The sequence below is a fragment of the Henriciella marina genome (genome assembly GCF_027213945.1).
GTDB classification, from domain to species: domain Bacteria; phylum Pseudomonadota; class Alphaproteobacteria; order Caulobacterales; family Hyphomonadaceae; genus Henriciella; species Henriciella marina_A.
The window spans coordinates 460,005-482,077 of the sequence record NZ_JAPWGW010000002.1; the positions used below are offsets into that span (position 1 = coordinate 460,005).

At 61.3% G+C, this 22,073-nt stretch carries 13 protein-coding genes; 6 read left to right on the plus strand and 7 right to left on the minus strand.

Annotated elements, in window-relative coordinates:
- Positions 1-954: a type II secretion system F family protein gene (locus O4G74_RS08655; protein WP_269402239.1), complete on the plus strand. Its 954-nt coding sequence runs from the start codon at positions 1-3 to the stop codon at positions 952-954.
- A 23-nt stretch (positions 955-977) separates the two neighbouring features.
- Here the strand turns inward: O4G74_RS08655 and O4G74_RS08660 are convergent, their stop codons facing one another.
- From O4G74_RS08660 to O4G74_RS08690, 7 genes are all read right to left on the minus strand, one after another.
- Positions 978-1,337 carry a hypothetical protein gene (locus O4G74_RS08660; protein ID WP_269402240.1) on the minus strand — a complete coding sequence of 120 codons (360 nt, stop codon included), beginning with the start codon at positions 1,335-1,337 and terminating at the stop codon, positions 978-980.
- A gap of 90 nt (positions 1,338-1,427) precedes the next feature.
- Positions 1,428-2,300, minus strand: a complete 873-nt coding sequence (cpaB, locus tag O4G74_RS08665) for a Flp pilus assembly protein CpaB (protein ID WP_269402330.1) — start codon at positions 2,298-2,300, stop codon at positions 1,428-1,430.
- A gap of 99 nt (positions 2,301-2,399) precedes the next feature.
- Positions 2,400-3,305, minus strand: coding sequence for a transglutaminase family protein (locus O4G74_RS08670; protein WP_269402241.1), 906 nt, complete (start codon positions 3,303-3,305; stop codon positions 2,400-2,402).
- A gap of 13 nt (positions 3,306-3,318) precedes the next feature.
- Positions 3,319-5,724: a circularly permuted type 2 ATP-grasp protein gene (locus tag O4G74_RS08675; protein WP_269402242.1), complete on the minus strand. Its 2,406-nt coding sequence runs from the start codon at positions 5,722-5,724 to the stop codon at positions 3,319-3,321.
- Positions 5,725-5,727: 3 nt separating this feature from the next.
- Positions 5,728-9,081 (minus strand): DUF2126 domain-containing protein, encoded by a 3,354-nt coding sequence (locus O4G74_RS08680; RefSeq protein ID WP_269402243.1) that lies wholly within the window; start codon positions 9,079-9,081, stop codon positions 5,728-5,730.
- A 134-nt stretch (positions 9,082-9,215) separates the two neighbouring features.
- A complete protein-coding gene (locus O4G74_RS08685; protein WP_269402244.1) occupies positions 9,216-10,397 on the minus strand; it encodes an alanine racemase in 1,182 nt (393 codons plus the stop codon).
- A complete protein-coding gene (locus tag O4G74_RS08690) occupies positions 10,394-11,695 on the minus strand; it encodes a D-arabinono-1,4-lactone oxidase (protein WP_269402245.1) in 1,302 nt (433 codons plus the stop codon). The genes O4G74_RS08685 and O4G74_RS08690 overlap by 4 nt, the downstream gene beginning before the upstream one ends.
- 160 nt (positions 11,696-11,855) lie before the next feature.
- Here O4G74_RS08690 and O4G74_RS08695 point away from each other — a divergent pair, with 160 nt between their 5' ends.
- The 5 genes from O4G74_RS08695 to O4G74_RS08715 all read left to right on the plus strand — a co-directional run bounded on the left by O4G74_RS08695 (position 11,856) and on the right by O4G74_RS08715 (position 22,073).
- Positions 11,856-12,599, plus strand: a complete 744-nt coding sequence (locus O4G74_RS08695) for an ImuA family protein (RefSeq protein WP_269402246.1) — start codon at positions 11,856-11,858, stop codon at positions 12,597-12,599.
- Positions 12,568-14,208 (plus strand): Y-family DNA polymerase, encoded by a 1,641-nt coding sequence (locus O4G74_RS08700; RefSeq protein WP_269402247.1) that lies wholly within the window; start codon positions 12,568-12,570, stop codon positions 14,206-14,208. The genes O4G74_RS08695 and O4G74_RS08700 overlap by 32 nt, the downstream gene beginning before the upstream one ends.
- A complete protein-coding gene (locus O4G74_RS08705; RefSeq protein WP_269402248.1) occupies positions 14,205-17,687 on the plus strand; it encodes an error-prone DNA polymerase in 3,483 nt (1,160 codons plus the stop codon). Before O4G74_RS08700 ends, O4G74_RS08705 begins: the two co-directional genes overlap by 4 nt.
- Positions 17,688-17,970: 283 nt before the next feature.
- Positions 17,971-18,957, plus strand: a complete 987-nt coding sequence (locus O4G74_RS08710) for an efflux RND transporter periplasmic adaptor subunit (protein ID WP_269402249.1) — start codon at positions 17,971-17,973, stop codon at positions 18,955-18,957.
- Entirely contained in the window at positions 18,954-22,073 is a 3,120-nt protein-coding gene (locus O4G74_RS08715; RefSeq protein WP_269402250.1) for an efflux RND transporter permease subunit, read from the plus strand. The genes O4G74_RS08710 and O4G74_RS08715 overlap by 4 nt, the downstream gene beginning before the upstream one ends.

The window sequence follows — 22,073 nt, forward strand, 5'->3', positions numbered from 1 at the left end:
ATGCCGATCAACTTTCTTCAGACCTCCAATTTCGCGCTTGTTTCCATCCTCGCGATTGTCACCCTGTCGGCACTGGCCGTGCTGGCTATCAAGCTGTTTGACGCGCTAAAGATCCGCAAGAAGATGGCTCAGAGGCTGGAGAGCGACGCTGCCCGCCGGGTTCGTGCGCAGACCCAGACCGCCAGCCAGAAGCGCGACCAGCTGATCGAGAAGATCGGCCGCCGCTTTTCCGATCCGAACTCCGAAGCGCTGAGCAAGCTGCGCGCGCGCCTGTTCAAGGCCGGGTATTACTCCAAGGCTGCGCCCTACCTTTTCATCGGTATCCGGTTCATTGCGCTTATCGTGCCACAATTGCTGCTGCTCGCGACCTGGCCGCTTTATGGCGACATGCTGCCAGGCAATGGGTTAATGCTTGCCTCAGGCGGCCTTGCAGTCATCAGCTTCGTCGCGCCATCCTTCATGCTCGATAAAAAGCTCTCGCGCCTGCAGGACCAGTACCGCGAAGGCTTTCCGGACATGATGGACCTGATGGTTGCCTGCGTTGAGGCTGGCCTCAGCCTCGACGGCGCGGTCCAGCGTGTCTCCGAAGAATTGGCGCAACGCTATCCGAACCTCGCTGACCATTTGAAGATCATGAACCTCGAGACGCGCGCAGGCCGGGCCCGTACCGAGGCCTGGAAGAATTTCGCAGACCGCCTCGGCCTCGATGAAGCGCGGGCGCTCGCGACCATGCTGCGCCAGTCCGAAGAGCTCGGCACAAGTGTGGGTGAGACGCTGCGCGTCTTTGCGACCGACATGCGCGAGAAGCGGATGCTCTATGCGGAGGAAAAGGCGCTGGCGCTTCCGGCCAAGCTGGTCGTGCCGCTGATCCTGTTCGTGTTTCCATCGCTGCTGACGGTGCTCATGCTGCCTGCCGTGGTTCGCATGATGGAAGTGATGGCGGCAACGGCGTAGCTCGCTTCACCTTAGCCGGGCGTTCAGCCCCGGCGGCGCACGACCATGATTTCGGTATACTGAACATAGGTGAACTGCCCTGCCTCAGACTCAAAGGTCGTGACCTGAGCCGCAGCCGCAATTGGCGAGTGCTCTGCCTCCAGCGTTTCTGAAAGATGTACAGGCAGGGGCGTGGATGGGTGTGTCAGTACAGGCTCATCTACAGACATGGCCGGCATACGAGCTGGCGTAGTCGGCTTGGTCTCAGTCGCTGTACTCAATGTCTTAGTCACGCCACTGGAGGCTGGCTGGGGTACACGCCTCTCCGCCGCCCACGCTGCGTTGACGACGGCGACCAGAAGGACGCCGCCAAGGCAGAAAAGGATGATGAGTGTGACGCTCATGCATGCATCCAGTTTGTCGCGCCTAATATGAAACGCGAAAGCTAGATCTAGCGCAAGATAGGCTGTTGGGCGCGGAAACTTGCCGCCAAACTACTGGCTGGACGGGACCCGGACCGTTGATTCCTGATCGCCCAGGATGATGGCGACCTGCGTGCCCGATGGTGGACGCGGTGCAGTTGGCGGCGCTGCTGCGACCTGGCGCGGCGCGGGCGCTGGTGAGCGCAGGCGCACGGCTTCTGCCATCTCATAGGCGTCGTCTGCACTGCCGCGAAGCGCCAGCGAAAGCGTACCGGACTTGCCTGCGACCGAGAGCGTCTGGGCCTGTTCAAGCGTAACGGCAAGCGTTGCGGTGCGGAATGGCGACGGGTCATTTCCGGCGACATCATCGTTGAGGTCCAGCGCCATGACTTCGACATTCTGCAATAGGACTTCTGCGCTCGCACCGCCCGCGCGCACGGGCTGGTCATCAACGAGGGCCGCGCCGTCATTGGCCATGAAGATGATATCTACCATGTCGCCCGGCAGGACGAAGCCAGCGACGCCGGCAACGTCATTCATTTGGATCGTATAAGCGCGCATGCCCGGGCGTATCTTCGATGAGAGCGAGGCGCGCATGCCGACCGCGAGCAGCATCTTTTCCGACAGGATTTCGCCGCTGCCGATTTCGATCAGGGTCGGGCGCTTAAGTCCGGTTTCTTCAAGGTCGCCGCGCGTTTCGAAAGCGCCGCGGGGAACGTCGGTCACAGGTATTGCCTCTGTCTCGAACCAGGCCGGATCAAGCGTCACGCCGCGCGGGATGTCCCGGACGGCAACGAGCACGTCGCGGGTCTCGATGACGACCGGCTGCACTTCAGTCATTTCGGCTGGTGCGGGATCCTTGTCGCCGCCAAGCCAGAGGCGCGCGCCAAGTACGGCAGCGCCGCCAAACACGAGTGACAGAACGAGCGAGACGATTGGAGACATTTTCACGAGGCGAACCTCCCAGGCAGCAATTGCCGATGAAGGTAGCGTGGCGGGGTTTAAACCTTCCGCAAACGCAGCGACGCCATTTAACCGGACTGCTTAACCAAGAACCGCGTCCTGTGTTTCCTGTTCGACTGGCACGACATCGACGGCCTGTGACCCGGCCTGCCCGGAAGCCGACTTCAGCACGCCCTTCACAGGTGAGACGTCCGAATAGTCTCGGCCATAGGCGATCACGATATGGTTAGTGGCAACCTCGCACGCATTCGTCGGATCATACTCGATCCAGCCAAGCTCCGGCCCGCACCAGGCGCGTACCCAGGCATGCATGGCGTCCGCCCCTTCAAGGCGCGGCTTTCCGGGCGGCGGTTCGGTGCGCAGGCAGCCGCTGACATATCCAGACGGTATGCCCACGCTTCGCAACGCAGCGATCATGATATGGCTGAAATCCTGGCAAACGCCCTTTCGCGCGGCAAAGGCATCTTCGTGACGTGTGTCCACCGACGTCGCCGAAGGATCGAAGGTCATCTCCTCATGCAGACGCTCGCCGAGTCTGTGCACGACATGACGTGTCGACGCGTCCAGCGGAACGAGGTCCCGGACATAATCCTGCAATACGAAATTTGGACGGATCCGCGGTGTGGTTCCGAGGAAATGGAGCGGTGAGTCGGGTGTGAGATTTCTTATTCCGCTCAGAATGTTCGGCATGGTTTCAAGGTTGGCCGATACCAGCTGAGGCCGCGGCTTCATGTGGCGCTCGACGCGCGCGGTGAGGCTGGCTTCGAAGCGCTGATGGGCCTCGGAGAAAACGACCTCGCTCGTCCAGTTGCCGAAGAAGTCCCGAAAACCACTGCGTTCGGCAGGTTCAGGCGAAACGGTGAGAACCTGTCCGGTCACTGACTGAACGACCGGCAGATCAAGAGGCCAGAGATGCAGCAGGTGACGACCTGTCAGCACCATGCCGCCGTACCGATACGCAATGCTGAGTTTGAGATCATAGAGCATAAGAGGGGCGCCTTCAGCTCATGAATATGCGGGTGAGACTATCGGATATCGCCGCGACCTTATTGCGGAAACCAGCGAGATAAACAGAGTCGATGTCCTCTGGGGAGAGCGCTTCAAACGCTTCACGCAGGGCTGTGCAGTCGCCAAGCAATTCCCCGCTTCCGTCCGCTTTCATCAAGTCAGCAAGAGGATGCATCTGCATCTCGAGCTCCCTGAGGTGGAAGATGAGCGAGCGAGGGTTCAGCTCATCAAGCGCGGTCAGCTCCGCTACCGATGGCCTGCTTGGCTGGAACCCGTATCGGCGCCGATGCGAAATAGAGCTGTCTGCATATTCCAGCGCGAGATCGAGACTGCCAAGCGGAGCGTCGTCGGCGAGAAAGCTCGCGAGTGCGGAAGATAGCGACATGAGACGCTCAAGGGACCTCCCCAGACTGAGGAAGCGCCACTCCGTGAAGCGGTACATGTTGTCCTGCAACAGGCCGGTAAAGGCACTCGACTGCCGCAGCAGGACGCCCATTTCCTGAGCCGCGCCATCTCCGGGCGCCACATTGTGTGCCAGGGCATCATCCAGCCGGTCGCTCAACTGGTTGATCGCGGCCCAACCGTCGGGCGAAAGTCGGTCGCGCACGCTTTCGGCCGCGCGTAGCGCAGACCGGATCGTACCTTCCAGCGCTGGAGGAATGGAGACCTGCGTGTCGAGACCGATAAAAGTGCAATAGCGAGTGAGGTGAACCAGAAGCGGAGATTGCGGCGATGCGGCTTCGGCAAGCCGTTCGTGGCGGGCGCGGTTCAGGCGCGTAAAACCTTCGGCCCGCTCCATGTAGCGGGCGAGCCAGTACAGGTTTTCAGCCGCCTTGCTCGGCAGTGCCCCCTGTTTCGCACGCGGTGCCTTCGCTTGCCCGCTCGCAAGGCGGGTGACCGTGTCGACCGGCTCATCGCTGACAATCCAGACATCGGCAACAGAACTGCCCGCCTGCATGCTTAAAACGTTCGAATTCGTCTCTATACCGATCCGGGCAAAGCCGCCGGGCATGACGCACCAACCGTCTGCCGTGCGGACCATGAAGACACGAAGACTCATGGGACGCGGAACGAGCGCGTCACCCACCCAGGCCGGTGAGGTAGAGAAGGACACGGTTTCCTGCCCGACCAGAAGCTCACCTTCAGTATCGATCAGTCGTTTGGCGAAATCGACCCCCTGCCTTCGAAGCTGGCTCCCCATAATGGTGGACTCGTCCGGATCGAACATCTGGCGCGTCGAAAGCGCCGGCCCGATAAGCATATTCTCAAGCCTGGAAACCACATGCTCGCGCTCAGCCGGCTGACCGCACCACCAAGTTGCGATGTTGGGTATTTCAAGCGGCTTGCCTGCCAGACGTCTTGATATACGGGGCAGGAATGCGAGCAGTGCGCGTGATTCAAGTATGCCCGCACCTAAAGCGTTTACGACTGACACATTGCTTCGGCGAACAGCACCCACCAGCCCGGCCGTGCCAATCTGCGAAGCCTCATCAAGCTCTAGCGGGTCGGCATAAAGCGTATCCAGTCTGCGCCAGAGAACGTCCACGGGCTGAAGGCCCGATACGGTCCTCACAAAGACCTTGCCTTGCTGAACGGTGAGGTCTTCGCCCTCTACGAGGAGCAGGCCGAGATAGCGAGCGATATAGGATTGTTCGAAGTAAGTCTCGCTGAAAGGACCGGGGGTCAGGATCGCCACATGTGCGTCCTGCGAGGTGCGCATGTTCAGCAGTGCGGTGCGAAACTCGGAGAAGAACCCCGAGAGGCGATGCACCTTTGCGTCGGCATAATGCTCAGCAAAGATGCGCGAGGTCGCAACACGGGTTTCGAGCGCGTAGCCTGCCCCTGACGGCGCCTGCGTCCTGTCATTCAGCACCCACCATCTGCCGTCAGGGCCGCGGCTGATCTCGAACGCAACAAAGTTGAGATGATAGCCGCCGCGGGGCTTCACGCCGACGAGGGACCGGATCCACTCCGGACTCTGGGCAATAAGCCTACCGGGCAATGCGCCGTCGGCGACGAGCTGGTTCGGACCATAGAGATCAGCCGCCACCGCCTCGAGAAGGTCGGCACGCTGTTTCAGCGATCCGGAAATGTCCTCCCACTCCTTTGCATCGATGAGCACGGGAATGTGACTAAGCGGCCATGGCCGCTCAGTCGCGCGGTCCTCCGTGTACTGACGCAAGAAAACGCCAGAATTCCTGAGATAGGCATCGCCCCTCGAAAACATCTGGCGAAGCATGTCCGGATCATGCTCTGAAAGGTGCGAGATGAAGTTCTGCCAGACCGGTCGAATGCGGCCATCAGCGTCGAGCAGCTCGTCCGGAACACCGGGCACAGGCTTGTAGAGCGCCAGCAGACGGAAGAGTGTTTCTTCTGCTGCCTTCCGGGGCCGTGACATGGATTACACGCCCTGCGGCCTGCGCAGGTCGAGGGTCAGCGGAAACTCCGGATGCACCCTTTCGACCTCTGGCGTATAGCTCCCCGGCTTGTGCCCCTGCGGCTCGAACCGGGCGAGTCTGCGGGCTTCTGCCTCGTTCGAATTGACGGGGAAGGTCTCATAATTGCGACCACCCGGATGGGCGACATGATAGACGCAGCCGCCAACCGCATGCCCGCTCCAGGTATCGAAAATATCGAAAGTAAGCGGTGTATTCACCGGCAAGGTCGGGTGAAGCGACTCCGGTGGCGCCCAAGCCTTGTAGCGCACCCCCGCGACTTCGCTGGCGCTGCCAGCTGACTGGGTCAGCGGCATGCGCCGGCCATTACAGGTCACGGCAAAACGTCCGGGGGCACCCGACAGCAGCTTGACCTGAAGACGCTCCGCCGAACTATCCGTATACCGAACAGTGCCGCCGATCGCGCCAGTCTCGCCGAGAACATGCCACGGCTCGATGGCCTGGCGAAGCTCCAGCGTGGTGCCCTCATAGGTGACCTCACCGCAGAACGGAAAGCGGAACTCAAATTGGGCTTCATACCATTCTGACTTGAGATCGAAGCCATGCGCCTTGAGGTCTGCGAGCACTTCCATGAAGTCCTGCCAGACAAATTCCGGCAACATGAACCGGTCATGCAGGCGCGTACCCCAGCGTACAGGTGTGCCCTCTACAGGGCTCTTCCAGAAGCGCGCAATCAGGGCACGGATCAAGAGTTGCTGAGCAAGGCTCATGCGCGCGTTTGGCGGCATCTCGAACGCGCGAAACTCCACCAGTCCCAGACGCCCCGTCGGCCCATCCGGCGAGAAAAGCTTGTCGATGCAGATTTCGGTGCGGTGCGTATTGCCCGTCACATCGATCAGAGCATTGCGAAGCAGCCGGTCAATCAGCCATGGCGGAATACTCCCCTGCCCCGGCGCAGGTATCTGGGAGAGCGCAATCTCAAGTTCATAGAGCGTGTCATTGCGCGCCTCATCGATGCGCGGTGCCTGACTGGTTGGCCCGACGAAGCGACCGGAGAAGAGATAGGATAGGCTCGGATGCCTCTGCCAGTGAAGGATGAGGCTTTTGAGAAGATCCGGCCGGCGAAGGAACGGGCTGTCATTTACATTCGCGCCGCCAACTACGACGTGATTGCCACCGCCCGTACCGGTATGGCGGCCATCAATCATGAATTTGTCTGTGCCAAGACGCGTCTGGCGCGCCTCTTCATAAATCGCCTCAGTCGTCGCGACGCACTCTTCCCAATTGTGGGCCGGGTGAACGTTGACCTCGATGACGCCTGGATCAGGCGCGACGCGTATCACATTCAGGCGCTCATCCGATGGCGGGGCATAGCCTTCGATATGGACAGGCTTGCCGACGGCCTTTGCCGCCTTTTCGGCCGTCGCGACCAGCTCAAGATAGTCCTCAAGCGCTTCGGTCGGCGGGATGAAGACGCAGAGGTGACCGTCACGGGCCTCGACGCTGAGGGCGGTGCGCACGCTTGCGCCTTCCTGCGGTGTCATCTGTTGCTGGCGGACATCCTGCCCCTTTGCCGCTTCGGTGCGGCTGGACACATTCTGGCGCGCATCTGCGGGCACGTTGCGCTGCTCGACCGCCTCATCAATCGAATGGTCCGGCAGCGGCCCGCGCGGCTCTGCCGGATCGGTGACATGCATGTAGGGATAGACGGATGGGGCAAGATGAGGAAGCGACTCCAGTGGCAGGCGGTAACCTGCCGCGCTGTCGCCCGGCACGAGGAAAAGCTTGCCGCGCCGGAATGACCATTTCTCACTGCGCCAGCGCGATGTCGCTGCCTTTGCCTGCCAGCGCTGGACCGGCAGGACGAAAGCCACAGGCTCTGTCAGGCCGCGCTCAAACACCTTGGCGATACGCTGGCGCTCTTCAGGATCTGAAAGCTTGGAGTTTTCGGGCGTGACATTGTCAGGCAGGCGGCCTTCGCGAAGGATCCACTCTGCCGGGTCTTCATAGGCAGGCTGCACGACTTCATCTGGCAGGCCAAGTTCGACCGCCATCGCTTCAGTCATCTTGCGCGCATCATCCGCCGTCGCGCCGGTGTCTTCGCCTTCGTAGGCAATGAGGTCCGCGTCCCGCCAGACCGGCTTGCGGTCCCCGCGCCAGTAGAGAGAGAACGTCCAGCGCGGCAGGCTTTCTCCCGGATACCACTTGCCCTGACCGTAATGCAGCATCCCGCCCGGCGCGAAACGGTCGCGCAGCCTGCGGATCAGCTGGTCTGCCAGGGCGCGTTTGGTTGGGCCGACGGCGGCGGTATTCCACTCTGCGCTTTCAAAGTCATCAATGGACACAAAGGTCGGCTCACCGCCCATGGTGAGGCGTACATCTTCTTCTTCGAGAACGGCATCAACCTTCTTGCCAAGCGCGTCGAGGTCCGACCAGCTCTCATCCGAGAAGGGCTTGGTGATCCGCGGATGTTCCGCCACGCGATTGATCTTCATGTCAAAGTCGAACGTGGTTTCCGTCTCAGGATCGCCGCTGAAACCGCCAGAGATTGGCGCGGCGTTCTGATAATGCGGCGTCGCAGCCAGTGGAATGTGGCTTTCGCCGGTCATAAGGCCGGACGTCGGATCAAGTCCGACCCAGCCGGCGCCCGGGATGTAGGCTTCGACCCAGGCATGAAGATCGGTAAAGTCATGGTCAGTGCCAGCAGGCCCATCGAGGGCAGCAAGATCAGGCTTCAGCTGGATGAGATAGCCAGAAACGAACCGGGCCGCGAAACCAAGACGGCGCAGTACCTGCACCAGCAACCATGAGGAATCCCGGCAGGAACCAGAACCCTTGCGAAGTGTGACTTCAGGTGCCTGAACACCCGGCTCCAGACGCACGATATAATCTACGACCTGTTCTACCCGCCGGTTGACGTCGACGAGGAAGTCGACCGTGTTCATCGGGTCTTCCGGAATAGTGTCGAGGAACGCTTTCAGCAGCGGCGTCAGCCGGTCCGGGCGCCGGTAGATTTCAAGGTCAGGCGCATACTCGTCAGCGTACTCGAACGGCCAGGTCTCAGCCCGTTCCTCGACGAAGAAGTCGAACGGGTTGTAAACCGTCATGTCGGCGACAAGGTCGACTTCCACCTTCAGCTCACGCACCGGCTCGGGAAATACGAAGCGCGCCAGCCAGTTGCCATACGGATCCTGCTGGTGGTTCACGAAATGTTTGGTCGGCGAGACCTTCAGGCTGTGCGAGACGATCCGGGTGCGCGACTGCGGCGCGGGCCGCAAGCGGATAATCTGCGGTCCCAGCGTAACCGGGCGGTCGTATTTATAATGCGTGAGGTGATAGATGCTGGCGAGAATGGCCATGAAGAAACTGCCTTACCTGTATTGCCCCCTTCTCTAGCCTACATGTTGAGGTTTCGCGAACGGGAAAGCGGAAATGCTGAACAGGCTGCGCCAGATGCACAGGCCGCAGGCATCCGGCAGGCTGTGATGGTCGCTCAGGCAGAGGCTTTGAAGACTGGCCAGCTTTCCACGATCTTTCCGTTCTCGAAGACAGCGATGTCGCCAAATTGCAGGAAGACCGCCTCTGACTGTGTGGGCCGGAAAAAGATAAAATCGTCAGGTCTGAGCGGCACATCTTCTGGCGCTGTCAGCATCTGCTGATTGCTTGATCGGCCATACTTTTCATTGACGAGGATGCCTTCAGGCCAGACGGGCTTCGCCATCCAGTTGCCGCCGAATGTGTAGATCGTCTTTGAATGCCCCTCTGGCATTTCCGGCTCGCGGCCCTCCAGGAAGTCGAAACCAGCGACATTGATCCCGTCTAGAACCTTGAGTGCGGGGGCAGCGATGAAGCTTGCCGGAAGGTGATCTTCAAGAAGATCGGTATCGAAATCGGTCGGCTTTACCAGCACTGATCCTGCCGACACCTCGTTTGCCATGCTCGTATCAGTGTAGAGGCGGTATGTCGGACTGCCCGCCGTGTTGAACGTCAGGAACTGCCCGTTCTCTAACGTCTCAGTGCACCTTGTCAGAGATTTCGCCGATTCATAGGCCTCCCTGGCATGGGTCCGGGCCTTGTCTCGAAGGCCATGCTTCTCCGGCATTTTGGCGATATGCGGCTCGTATCCCATCAGACCGGTGAAGCTCGCGCGGTTCGAAGCTTCCAGCTTTTGCCAGGCCTGCCCGAGGGCATCATCTGCAGGAAAGCCGCCGCGGTGCAGGCCGACATCAATTTCGAACACGATGTCGAGATGGACAGAAAGCTCAGCCGCCAGGTCGAGATACTGGTCGAGGCGTTCGGGCGTATCGATCAGCCATTGCACCTTCGCGTCCGGCGGCGCATCGCGATAGAAAGCGCGCGCCGCGGCGACGGGCATGGGCTTCCCCAGCAGCTGGTTCACATCCGGCATGGCGCGGGCAATCTCGATCAGCATTTCGAGGTTGAACGTCATCAGGCGGTCTGTGCTTGTCTTCTCGCGGATATGCTGAAGCAGCGGCAGGCTCGGCAGGGATTTGGCGACGATGCGGTAGCCCATCCCATCAGGCAAATGGCCTTTGAATGTCTCTATATTGGCATCGAGACGCGCCCGGTCGATGACCAGCGTCGGTTGCGCAATGCCAGCCGCGTTGAGCGCGCTTTGGAGCTTCTCGAAATAGGCCGCGTCAGAGCTGGTCATCCTGCCTCCGGCTCAAAGAGCGATTTGATATACGGCGTCATGAAACGGCCTTTCGGGTCGACGCGGCGGCGGACCTCGCAGAAACGGGCGAAATCCGGATAGAGGGCTTGCAGCTCATCATGGCCGAGGCTGTGCAGCTTGCCCCAGTGCGGCCGGCCCCCTGCCCGCCTGAAAATCGGCTCAATGTCTGAAAAGAAGAAGTCATAGGCGTCTTCAGCAAACGCATGGACCGCGATGGAAATCCGGCCCTCGCCATTGAACGGGCTGAGCCAGATATCGTCGCCTGCAGACTTGCGCACTTCGATGGGGAAGAAAACGTCCGGGCGCTCTCTTTCAATGTAATCGATTACCTCTTTCAGGACGTCCAGCGCGGCATTGGCTGGCAGGTGATATTCCATTTCGTTGAAGGGGACATTCCGCTCACTGGCGAGCAATTGCCAGCCATTGCCGATGACATCCTCGCCTTCGAAATTCGAGAAAGCCTGCTCAAGAAACTGGCGCCTGGAGGCGATGTCGTCCGGGGCATAGTCGCGGGCGCGTTTCAGGCCGAGGACGGCGTCATCATCATCGGCTTCCGCACGCTCAGTTGCGGGGGCATCGGTCTCTTCATGCGCGATCGAGATGCCGTAGCCAGAGAACGGCACGTAGAAAAACTCATAGTTTCTAAGGGTCTGCCAGCGCTTCATCGCCTTGGACAGAAGCTCATCCAGCGGTTCGGCCCATGTCGTGCGGTGGAGCCTGTAGGCGTCGACCAGCTGAATTTCCGCCTCCACCAGCACACCGATTGCGCCAAGCGAGACGCGGCAAGCTTCGAAAATATCCCGGTCGCGTTCGCGCGAAACCGTCAGGAGATCGCCATCAGCCGTCATCACTTTGAAGGCCGTCGTCTCGGCTGAGAGGCAGGCGAGCGTTTCGCCGGTGCCATGGGTCGCCGTCGAAATGGCGCCGGCCAGCGATTGAACATTGATATCGCCGAGGTTTCTGAAAGCGAGCCCGTGTTTCTCAAGCGCGGGCGACAGGTCCTTCAGGCGGGCTCCGGCATTTACCCAGGCGCGCTCTGTCTGAAGATCAACCGAGTGCACCAGCCCCATCCGGTCCAGCCTGAGCAGCGTTCCATCCGTCGCCGCGACAGGGGTAAACGAGTGGCCAGCCCCAACGACCCGTACCGGGCCCGGAGCTGTTTTCACGATATCTTTCAAAGCGTCAGGCGTTGACGGCTCATGGATGACGGCTGGCTTTGCCGTCTGATTGCCAGACCAGTTGGTCCAACTTTCCCCTGTCTTCACTGTGTCCGGCATGCCGTTCGTCCTCCACCTCCAAACAGACCATAGTTTCGCAAGCGCTGGCAACGGTCAGATGGATTTCAGTCTTTTCAGGCTTTCCTGGAATTCCACCGAAGGATGCGCGCAGAAGGCGCCTCTCGCTTGACTCTTTGGCCTGAGAACAAAATAAGAACATATGGAGTCCGCAGCCCTAGATATTCCCGGCGTCTTTCGGCTTGGCGAGACGCGCAGAAAGCCCGACCCCGGCTTTCCGCTGAACCTTGGCCGCGAAGGCGTGCATGAGATCTGCGAGGCGTCTCATGGCGACATGGCGGCGATGACAGGCTTTGCCTTGGCTGCCGCGCGCCCGCCGGCAGGGGCTGTGTTCTGGGTTCGCCAGTTCGGTTTGTCACGCGAACACGGGCAGCTGCTGCATGCCGGGCTGGAGACGGTCGCCCGCCCTCCTGCGGGCCTTCTCTCGGTGGAGACCCGCAAGACAAGCGATGCGCTCTGGGCAAGCGAGGAAGCCATCTGTTCAGGCGCTGTCGGTCTGGTCATCGCCGAGATCGAGGGCCTGGACTTTACCGCATCGCGCCGGCTGACCCTTGCGGCCAGTCGTCATGGCATCCCGCTCATCCTGCTTCTGCCATGGCGCCGGGATGGCAGCAGCGCCGCCACAGCCCGCTGGCGTGTGACCTCCCGCCCATCCGCCCCAAATGCTTTCGACGCCCGCGCGCCGGGCGCCAGCCGCTGGCAGGCCGTCCTGGAGAAATCCCGGCAGGCACCGCAGATGGCGGGGCACGTCTTCAACATCGAGCTCGACCATGAAACGCTATCTCTCCGTGTGGTTTCCGGGCTGGCCGCTCACGCGCCTTCGCCGCGCGCGGCGCCAGCCGACATCGATATCCGTGACGCCCCGCCCAGGCAGCAAACAGGTTGAGCCCGCCCGCAAGCCCTTCGTCCTGGTCGAGGATGGCCCGCACGGGCTGCGCGTCGCTGCGGCGAATGCCTCGGCGCGCACGCTTGGCATATCGGCTGGGCTTGGCTTTACCGATGCACGCGCCCGCTGCCCGGACCTCATGCATGAGGACATCGACCGGCAGGCCGACCAGACAGCCTTGCAGCGGATCGGCGACTGGATGGTGCGCCTCTCTCCTATCGTGGCACTCGACGGCTATGACGGGCTGATGATCGAGACCACAGGGTGCGATCACCTGCATGGCGGCGAAGCGAAGATGATGAAGGCCGTCGCTGGCCTGCTTGAGCGCAATGCCATTCCGCATAGGCTTGGCCTTGCGAGCACGCCGGGCGCTGCCAGTGCCCTCGCGCGGGCACGGCCCGGTCATATCCTTGCCGATGGAGAGGAAGCGGCAGACCTTGCAGACCTTCCGATCAGCGCCCTTCGCCTCTCGGCAGAGGCAGAAACCCTGCTCAAACGCTTCGGCCTTCGCAGGATCGGGCAGCTTTACGGCATAGACCGAAAGGCGCTGGGGCGGCGGTTTCAGTCGCGCGCGGCCGGTGATGCGGTCCTCTTGCGTCTCGATCAGGCGCTTGGTCTGCGGCGGGAACCGCTCACCCCACTAACAGAGCCACCATCACACATTACGCGCCTGCCCTGCCCTGAACCGCTTCTTGCCATCGAGGGTGTGGAAGCCGGACTGGAACAGCTGGCTGAGGCGCTTTGCGTCAAGCTCACCGATCAGGGACAGGGCGCGCGCGCCTTTGCCTTTCATGCCTTTCGCGCCGATGGCGAGGTCAGCTCTGTCTCGGTCACGCTCGCAAGGCCGGTCCGGACCCCGAAACACATCCTTCGCCTCTTTTCGGAGAAAATTGACCAGATCGACCCCGGCTTCGGCATCGACCTCATGATGCTGGAGGCCCGCCGGACCGGGCCGGTGGACATCAGCGCGCCTGCCCTTTCCGGCGACCTTGCCGCCAGCGATACAGACCCCGTCCTTCTCTCGGCCCTTGCCGACCGGATCACCGCCAAGCTCGGCGAAGGCGCGGTAAGGATTACAGAGGCGCATGAAAGCCATTTGCCTGAGCAGGCTGAACGCAAGGCGGCGTTTGATGGCGCGCTGCCAGCACCCGCTGTCCCTCATATCTCTCACGGGCCGCGCCCGATCCGTCTGATCGACCCGCCCGAAGAGATAAAGGTGCTGGCTGAAGTGCCAGACGGGCCGCCGCTTCGCTTTATCTGGCGCCGGGTCCCGCATGCCGTGACGCGGGCGGACGGACCGGAACGGCTTTCCCCTGAATGGTGGACATGGACAGCGCCCCCGCCGCCATCCGGCAGCCCTGAAGGCATGGACCGCAAATGGCTCAACCCAAAGCTCGACCCGCGCGCGGACGCGGCCCTTATAAGTCGCATCCGGTCCGAACTTGAAATGGATGACATTGGTGAGCCCATCTCGAACCTGCCGCGTGCCCGCGACTATTATCGCATAGAAGACAGCGACGGGCGCCGCTTCTGGCTGTTCCGGCAGGGGCTTTATGAGGATGGCCGGGGCGGCCCACCGCTCTGGTTCATGCATGGGCTGTTCGCATGACCGGTTACGCAGAACTCGCCGTCACCACGAACTTCTCCTTCCTGCAGGGCGCCAGCCACCCGGAAGAACTGGTCGCGCAGGCCAAGGGGCTGGGCCTCACCGCGATTGGCATTGCAGACCGCAATACGCTGGCCGGCGTGGTGCGTGCGCATCTTGCGGCCCGGGATTATGAGATGCGCCTGCTTGTCGGGGCACGCCTCATCACGGCAGACGGGTTCGACCTCATCGCCTACCCGCAGGACCGGGACGCGTATGGCCGGCTTTCGCGGCTTCTGTCCGAAGGCAAGCTGCGGGCAGAGAAAGGCGCATGCCATATCACGCTTGAGGATGTGATCACGCATGCCGAGGGTCAGGTCTTCATCGCCATGCCGCCGCTCTCTCCGGATGAGGCTTACAGGCTGCGCCTTGAATGGCTGCGCGCCCAGTGGGGAGATCGGCTCTATCTTGGCGCGCGCTATGGGTTTCAGGGCCAGAACCGTGAGCGGATCGCCCGGCTGGCAGACCTCGGTTTCAAGGCAGGCGGTGTACCCATCGTCGCCGTCAATGACGTGCTCTATCATGCCGCTGAACGCCGCCCGCTACAGGATGTGGTGACCTGTATCCGCGAGCATTGCACCGTTGATGAGGCGGGCTTCCGGCTGGAAGCCAATGCCGAACGGCACCTCAAGCCGCACGAGGAAATGGCGCGGCTTTTCAAGGGGTTCGAGCCTGCTCTTCGCAGAACGCAAGAGATTTCCGATCGCTGCCCCTTTTCGCTGGATGAGCTTGCTTACGAGTATCCCGACGAACCTGTCCCGGCCGGAACGACGCCTCAGGAGCATATCGAGAAGCTGGCCTGGGAGGGGGCCGCCTGGCGGTATCCTGGCGGTGTTCCAGACAAGGTATCGGCGGCCATCAGGAAAGAGCTGACCCTGATCGGTGAGCTTGATTACGCACCCTACTTCCTGACGGTCCATGACATCGTCGCCTGGGCAAAAGACAAGGGCATTCTCTGTCAGGGGCGCGGCTCGGCGGCCAATTCGGCAGTCTGTTACTGTCTTGGCATCACCAGCGTCGATCCGTCGGTGACCAGCCTTCTTTTCGAGCGCTTCCTGACCAAGGAAAGGAAAGAGCCGCCGGACATCGATGTCGATTTCGAGCATGAGCGGCGCGAGGAAGTCATCCAGTATGTCTATCGCCGCTATGGCCGCCATAAGGCCGCGCTGACGGCGACGGTGATCTCCTATCGACCGCGCTCTGCCGTGCGGGAGGTCTGCAAGGCGCTGGGCCTGTCGCAGGACATTGCGTCGGCGCTGGCGGGGACTGTCTGGGGCAGTTTCGGATCGGACGTGAAGGAAAAGCAGATCCGGCAAGCAGGCCTAGACCCCACCAATCCGGTGGTGCGCCGCGCGGTCCAGCTGACCCGCCAGCTGATCGGCTTTCCGCGCCACCTTTCCCAGCATGTCGGCGGCTTTGTCCTGACGCGCGGGCCACTGGTCGAGACCGTGCCCATCGGCAATGCGGCCATGGATGAGCGCACCTTTATCGAGTGGGACAAGGACGACATCAGCGCCTTGGGCATCATGAAGGTGGATGTTCTGGCGCTTGGCATGCTGACCTGTATCCGCAAGGCGTTCGACCTGCTGCGCCTTCACAAGGGGCTCGACTATTCGCTGGCCACCGTCCCGCAGGAGGATGGGGCGACCTATGACATGCTGTGCAAGGGCGACAGTCTGGGCGTCTTCCAGGTGGAGAGCCGGGCGCAGATGAACATGCTGCCGCGCCTTCGCCCGCGTGTGTTCTATGACCTTGTCATCGAGGTCGCGATTGTCCGCCCTGGCCCCATTCAGGGCGATATGGTCCACCCCTATCTGCGCCGCCGTAACGGACAGGAGACGGTGACCTATCCGTCCCCTTCCCCGAAGCATGGCCCGGCCGATGAGCTAGAGACCATCCTGAAGCGGACCAATGGCGTCCCGCTCTTCCAGGAACAGGCGATGCAGATCGCAATGGATGCGGCGAAATTCTCTGCCGACGAGGCCAATGGCCTCCGCCGTGCCATGGCGACCTTCAGGAAGGTCGGCACGATCCAGAATTATGAAGAACTGATGGTCGAGCGCATGGTCGCGCGTGGCTATGAGCGGACCTTTGCCCAGCGCTGCTTCGATCAGGTGAAGGGGTTTGGCGAATATGGCTTCCCCGAAAGCCATGCGGCTTCATTCGCGCTTCTGGTCTATGTCTCGTCCTGGCTGAAATGCCATCACCCGGACGTCTTCTGCGCCGCGCTTCTCAACAGCCAGCCCATGGGCTTCTACGCCCCAGCCCAGATTGTCCGTTGCGCGCAGGAGCACGGCGTCGAAGTCCTCGAAGCGGATGTGAACCTTTCGGACTGGGATAATATTTTGGAGCCTTGTGAGCTTTCTGCTCGGGGCTGTTCGTCACCTGAAGGCGACGGCCCCTGCGCCTGCGCGGTCGCTTGTGAGGGGAATGACATCCAAGGAGACGATGCGATTTCTTTTCCTCCCCCGTTTACGGGGGAGGTGCCCAAAGGGCGGAGGGGGCGAGCGGCAGACGCTACGCCTAAAGCATCCCCCCTTCGACCCGCTTCGCGGGCCACTTCCCCCGCTTGCGGGGGAAGAAAGAACGCGCGCCTCGCCGTGCGTATTGGCTTTCGCCAGATTGACGGGCTGCGCGAAGATGAGATGGAAGCCATGATGCAGGTGCGTGGCGGTGGGTTTGAGCGCCCGGAGGATATTCGCCGGCGGTCCGGCATGACCCGGCGGGCCATAGAGCTTTTGGCGGCGGCAGATGCCTTCCGGTCAATGGGGCTGGACCGGCGCGAGGCGCTATGGGTCTCTCGCGGGGAAGCCGCTGGCAAGACGTTGCCGCTCTTTGCGGCCGCCGATACGGCCGAACAAGGCGGCGAGGAAGCAACGCCCCTGCCCCGGATGCCGTCTTCAGAACACGTGCTTCAGGATTATCAGACCACACGCCTGTCGCTGAAGGCCCATCCCATGTCCTTCCTGCGCGAGCATTATGCCTCCATGCGGACGCTGAGCACGCGTGAAGCCTCTGACCTGCCAAACGGGGCGCGGGTGCAGACAGCCGGTATCGTGCTGGTGCGCCAGAGACCCGGTTCTGCCAGCGGGGTGTGCTTTATCACGATCGAGGACGAGTCCGGTATCGCAAACCTCGTCGTCTGGCCGAACGTATTCGAGCGGTTCCGGGCCGTCGTCATGGGGGCGCGGATCATCCTGGTCAAAGGGCGTATCCAGCGGGCCGAAGGGGTCACTCACCTGGTCGCAGAACAGCTGATCGACCGCACCGATGACCTCACCCTGCTGTCAGAAAATACGCTTCGCGATCCGATGAAGGGCGTGCTTTCCAATGCTGACGAAGTCGTCAAACCCATTCCTGAAAGACGCGGACCGGGCCGAAGGCCAGCGCAAAGTCATCCGCGAAACGTCCGCATCATTCCAAATAGTCGTGATTTCCATTGATATGACTGCAGATCAGGTCGAACGCTATCTGGCCTTCTGGCAAAGTCGGCCTATCTCGCGGTAAGGGTAAACGGTGCAGGGCGTTGCATCGCTATTTTGCCATGGAAGCAAGTATCTCCGCGTGCCTTCCCGACTGGGCAGTCGCGCGGCCTACTCAGGGTCAGCCGTGTTTAACAACTTGATCAGAATTGCCGCTTTAACGGCCGTGCTCTCACTGGGTGCATGCCAAGGCGAAGAAGCCCAGACGCAGCCTGAGCGCAGAGCACCGCAGGCTATCAAGATTGTGCCTCACCAAGTCAGCTATGCCACTGACACGGTTCGCGTTGAAGCCGTCGGCACGGCGCGGGCGCGGGCTTCCGCAACAATACAGGCCGAAGTGGCTGGCGAAGTCATCGCTGTAAACTTCACCGCAGGCGACAAGGTTTCACGCGGAGATGTGCTGATCCATCTTGAGTCGCGCGCCGCACAACTGGCCGTCGAGCAGGCGGAGGTTTCTCTCGCCGATGCACAGCGACTTATCGACCGCTACAACACTGTCTCTACACCCGGCGTGATCGCAGGTAATGAACTCGACCGCGCTGAAGCGGCCTATGATGCCGCCGAAATCAACCTCAGCATTGCACGCGATGCGCTGGGCGACCGCACAATTCGCGCGCCTTTCAGCGGCTATGTCGGCCTGACCGATGTCGACCCGGGCGCCCGCATCACGCCAGATACCGTCCTGACGCGCCTCGACGACCGCGACGTTCTCTATGTCGACTTTCCCGTGCCCGAGCAGACATTTGGGCGGATCGCCGCCGGGGACATTTTCGAAGTCGAGCCATTTTCGAACCCGGAAGCATCTTATGAGGCGGAAGTCCTGACCATCGATAGCGCGATCGATACGCAAACGCGCGCCTATACGGTAAGGACCGCCATCGACAATTCCGAGGACCAGCTTCGCCCCGGCATGAGCTTTCGCATCGGTTTCGAATTACCAGGACAGCAATATCCGTCGGTTCCTGAGGCTTCCATTGTGTGGGGCGGTGACGGCGCATTCGTGTGGGCCGTAAAAGATGGCGAGACCACCCGCGTTCCCGTGACCATCGTCAACCGGATGGAGGGGATGGTGCTGGTTCGGGCTGATATCCCGGAAGGTAGCTGGATCGTCGAAGAAGGCGTCCAGAAAGTGCGGCAAGGCACAGCCGTCGAAATGCCTGCGTCACGCAATACCCGTCCGGTCGCAACGAATGGGCTTGCATCCGGCGGTCAGGCCGCCGCCCAGCCATGACACCGCCGGGCCAGGGCCTCCCGGGACTCGCCGTCCGTCGCCCGATGATGGCGGCGGTCCTGAACCTTCTGATCGTGATTGCAGGTCTCGCCGCCATTCTGGGGGTAGAGGTCCGCGAATTGCCAGATGTCGACCGGCCGATCGTTTCGGTCCGCGCAACGCTTCCTGGCGCGGCGCCAGAAACCATCGACGCTGAAGTGACGAGCATCATCGAAGGCGCCGTCGCAACAGTGTCGGGCGTCAAGGAGATCCGATCTTCAAGCGAAGAGAACAGCGCTCGCATGCGGATCGAGTTCAATCCGGGCGTTGATCTCGATACAGCGGCTTCTGATGTGCGCGAAGCGGTCAGCCGCGTAACACGGGAACTGCCCGACCGAACGGAAAACCTTTTTGTTACCAAGGCTGACGATCAGGGCCAGTCGGTACTGACCGTCGCCGTCATCAGCGATGCCTATAGCGAAGAAGAACTCTCAAGGATCGTCGAGAACGACATCATGCCGGAATTCCTGGCCATTGATGGGGTGGCGACCGTGCAGCAATTCGGCACGCGCGAACGCCAGATGCGCGTGCTTGTCGATCCACTCAGGCTCAATCGGTTCGGCCTGACGATCGCTGACGTCGCGAACGCCCTGCGCGAGGCTCCGTTCGATGTTCCTGTTGGCAGCTTCCGGTCTGACAGTCAGGAATTGATCGTGCGGGCCGAGGCAACGGCTGCCACGCCCGAGCTCATCAAGGACATCTATATTCAAGGCAATACCAAGGTCGGCGATGTCGCTGAAGCAGTGCTGGGACCAGCGGATGCTGATAATTTCCTGCGGCTGAATGGCGAGCCGATCATCGGGCTTGGCATTATCCGACAGGCGTCGTCGAATACGATCCAGATATCCGATGCCGCTAAAGAGAAGCTGCGCCAGCTCAATCCCCGCTTTGACGACATCGAGCTTCGCGTGACCTCAGATGAAGCTGTCTTCATCGAAAAGTCGGTTGAAGAAGTGCTGACCAGCCTCGCGATCACTGTGCTCATCGTGGTGATCACCATTTGGGTCTTCCTCGGCTCGATGAAGGCGACCATCATTCCGGCTGTCGCCATTCCGGTGTCGTTGATCGGGACCGTAGCGGGCATCTGGCTGCTCGGCTTCTCGATCAACCTTCTAACGCTGCTCGCGCTTGTGCTTGCGACCGGCCTCATCGTCGACGATGCCATCGTGGTTCTGGAGAATATCCAGCGGCGCCAGTCAGAGGGCATACGAAGGCGCGCTGCCGCCGTGCTGGGCACACAGCAAGTTTTCTTTGCCGTCATCGCAACGACTGCCGTGCTGGTCGCGGTTTTTGTCCCCATTTCATTCCTGCCTTCGACAACCGGCCGGCTGTTCCGGGAATTCGGCTTCGTGCTCTCGGTGGCCGTGCTGATTTCTTCCTTCGTAGCGCTCACCCTTGCACCCGCGATCGCTTCCAAATTCCGTTTCATTCCGAGAGACCCAGCAGAGCGGAAGGATAGCTGGCTGGAAAAGCGCGGACGCACGATCTCAAACACCTATGGCGCCGCCCTCAGCGCGTGTCTTGCCCACCCTATCGTCGTCGGACTGGTTTGCCTTGGTGCAGCAGGCGCGGCGGGCCTTCTCTACACGTCTGTTCCAGAGGAGCTGGTGCCACCAGAAGACCGCGGTGTGGTCGAGGTGTTTGCGACCGGACCCGACGGCGTGGGCCTTGCTTTCATGGAGCAGGAAGCAGACGAGATCGAGCAGGTCCTCCAGCCCTATGTCGAAAATGGCACGATCGAGTCGCTCTTTACCATTGTCGGTCGCTATGACCCGAACCGTGTCGGTGTGACCGCCTGGCTCGCCCCTTGGGAGGAGCGCACGCTGAGCCAGGAAGACATTATCTCCCAGCTTCAGGGACCGATGTCGGAGATACCGGGCTCACGGGTGTCCGTATTCGGCCGATCCAGCCTGTCCAGCCGAGGCGGTGGCCGGGGTGGCGGCCTTCAGATCGCTCTGACCGGCAGCGATTACAGCGAAATCTACGCCGTTGCGCGGGAGCTTTCGTCTGCGATTGAGGACAGCGAAGTTCTCTCCAACCCGGAAATTTCCTACCAGCCGACCCAACCGCAGCTTTCGATACAGGTCGACCGCAGGCGCGCCGCAGACCTCAACGTGCCGCTGGATGAGCTGTCAGTGACCCTGCGCGCCATGGTGGATGGTGAAGACCTGATCGACCTTAATGTGAACGATCAGGCCATTCCGATCATCCTGGAATCGGAAACAGGGACGATCCGCGACCCGGGCGACCTTCAGAACCTTTATGTTCGCTCTGACAGCGGCGGGCTCGTGCCGATCTCGACGCTGACCACAATCCGTGAGGAGGGGGTTGCCGCAGAACTTGATCGGACCGAGCAACGCCGTGCCATCGAGGTGGAAATGGACACAACGCCCGGCCTCCCGCTGGCTGATGCGATTGCGGAGATTGAACGGCTAACGGACGAGATATTGCCGCCAGGCTTTGGCATGATCCTGCAAGGCGAGGCCGCGACGCTGGAGGAGAGCAACCAGGACCTCCTCCTGACCTATGGCTTTGCCTTTGTGATCGTCTTCCTTGTCCTCGTCGCGCAATTTGAAAGCCTGACCAGCCCTGTGGTTATCCTGCTCAGCGTGCCATTCGCGCTGGCGGCGGCGATCTATGCGCTGTTCCTCACCGGCACATCGCTCAACATCTATTCGCAGATCGGCCTCATCATGCTGATCGGTCTTATGGCGAAGAATGGTATCCTGCTCGTCGAGTTCGCGGACCAGCTGCGCGGCATGGGCCGCAGTGTACGCGACGCCGTGTTTGAGGCGGCGACCATTCGCCTGCGCCCGATTGCGATGACGCTGATTTCGACGGTGCTTGGCGCTGTTCCCCTGATTGTGTCGAGCGGCGCTGGCGCAGAGGCGCGTAACTCCATCGGCTGGGTCGTGTTCGGCGGGCTCGGGATTGCGGCGCTGTTCACGCTTTTCCTGACACCGGCGATCTATCTCGGCATCGCGCAGCTCTCCAAGGCCCGCACCGTTGAGACGCGGGCGCTTGAGGATGAGCTGGAAGAAGCGCGCAGCAAGACCAGTAGTCAGCCTGCCGAATAG

Bases quoted from the DNA above. Each gene is read 5' to 3' on its own strand.
- O4G74_RS08685 (WP_269402244.1), bottom strand. From the start codon at position 10,397: ATGACCAGCTCTGACGCGGCCTATTTCGAGAAGCTCCAAAGCGCGCTC.
- O4G74_RS08675 (WP_269402242.1), bottom strand. From the start codon at position 5,724: ATGTCACGGCCCCGGAAGGCAGCAGAAGAAACACTCTTCCGTCTGCTG.
- O4G74_RS08695 (WP_269402246.1), top strand. From the start codon at position 11,856: ATGGAGTCCGCAGCCCTAGATATTCCCGGCGTCTTTCGGCTTGGCGAG.
- O4G74_RS08705 (WP_269402248.1), top strand. From the start codon at position 14,205: ATGACCGGTTACGCAGAACTCGCCGTCACCACGAACTTCTCCTTCCTG.
- O4G74_RS08680 (WP_269402243.1), bottom strand. From the start codon at position 9,081: ATGGCCATTCTCGCCAGCATCTATCACCTCACGCATTATAAATACGAC.
- cpaB (WP_269402330.1), bottom strand. From the start codon at position 2,300: ATGTCTCCAATCGTCTCGCTCGTTCTGTCACTCGTGTTTGGCGGCGCT.
- O4G74_RS08670 (WP_269402241.1), bottom strand. From the start codon at position 3,305: ATGCTCTATGATCTCAAACTCAGCATTGCGTATCGGTACGGCGGCATG.
- O4G74_RS08690 (WP_269402245.1), bottom strand. From the start codon at position 11,695: ATGCCGGACACAGTGAAGACAGGGGAAAGTTGGACCAACTGGTCTGGC.
- O4G74_RS08715 (WP_269402250.1), top strand. From the start codon at position 18,954: ATGACACCGCCGGGCCAGGGCCTCCCGGGACTCGCCGTCCGTCGCCCG.
- O4G74_RS08660 (WP_269402240.1), bottom strand. From the start codon at position 1,337: ATGAGCGTCACACTCATCATCCTTTTCTGCCTTGGCGGCGTCCTTCTG.
- O4G74_RS08655 (WP_269402239.1), top strand. From the start codon at position 1: ATGCCGATCAACTTTCTTCAGACCTCCAATTTCGCGCTTGTTTCCATC.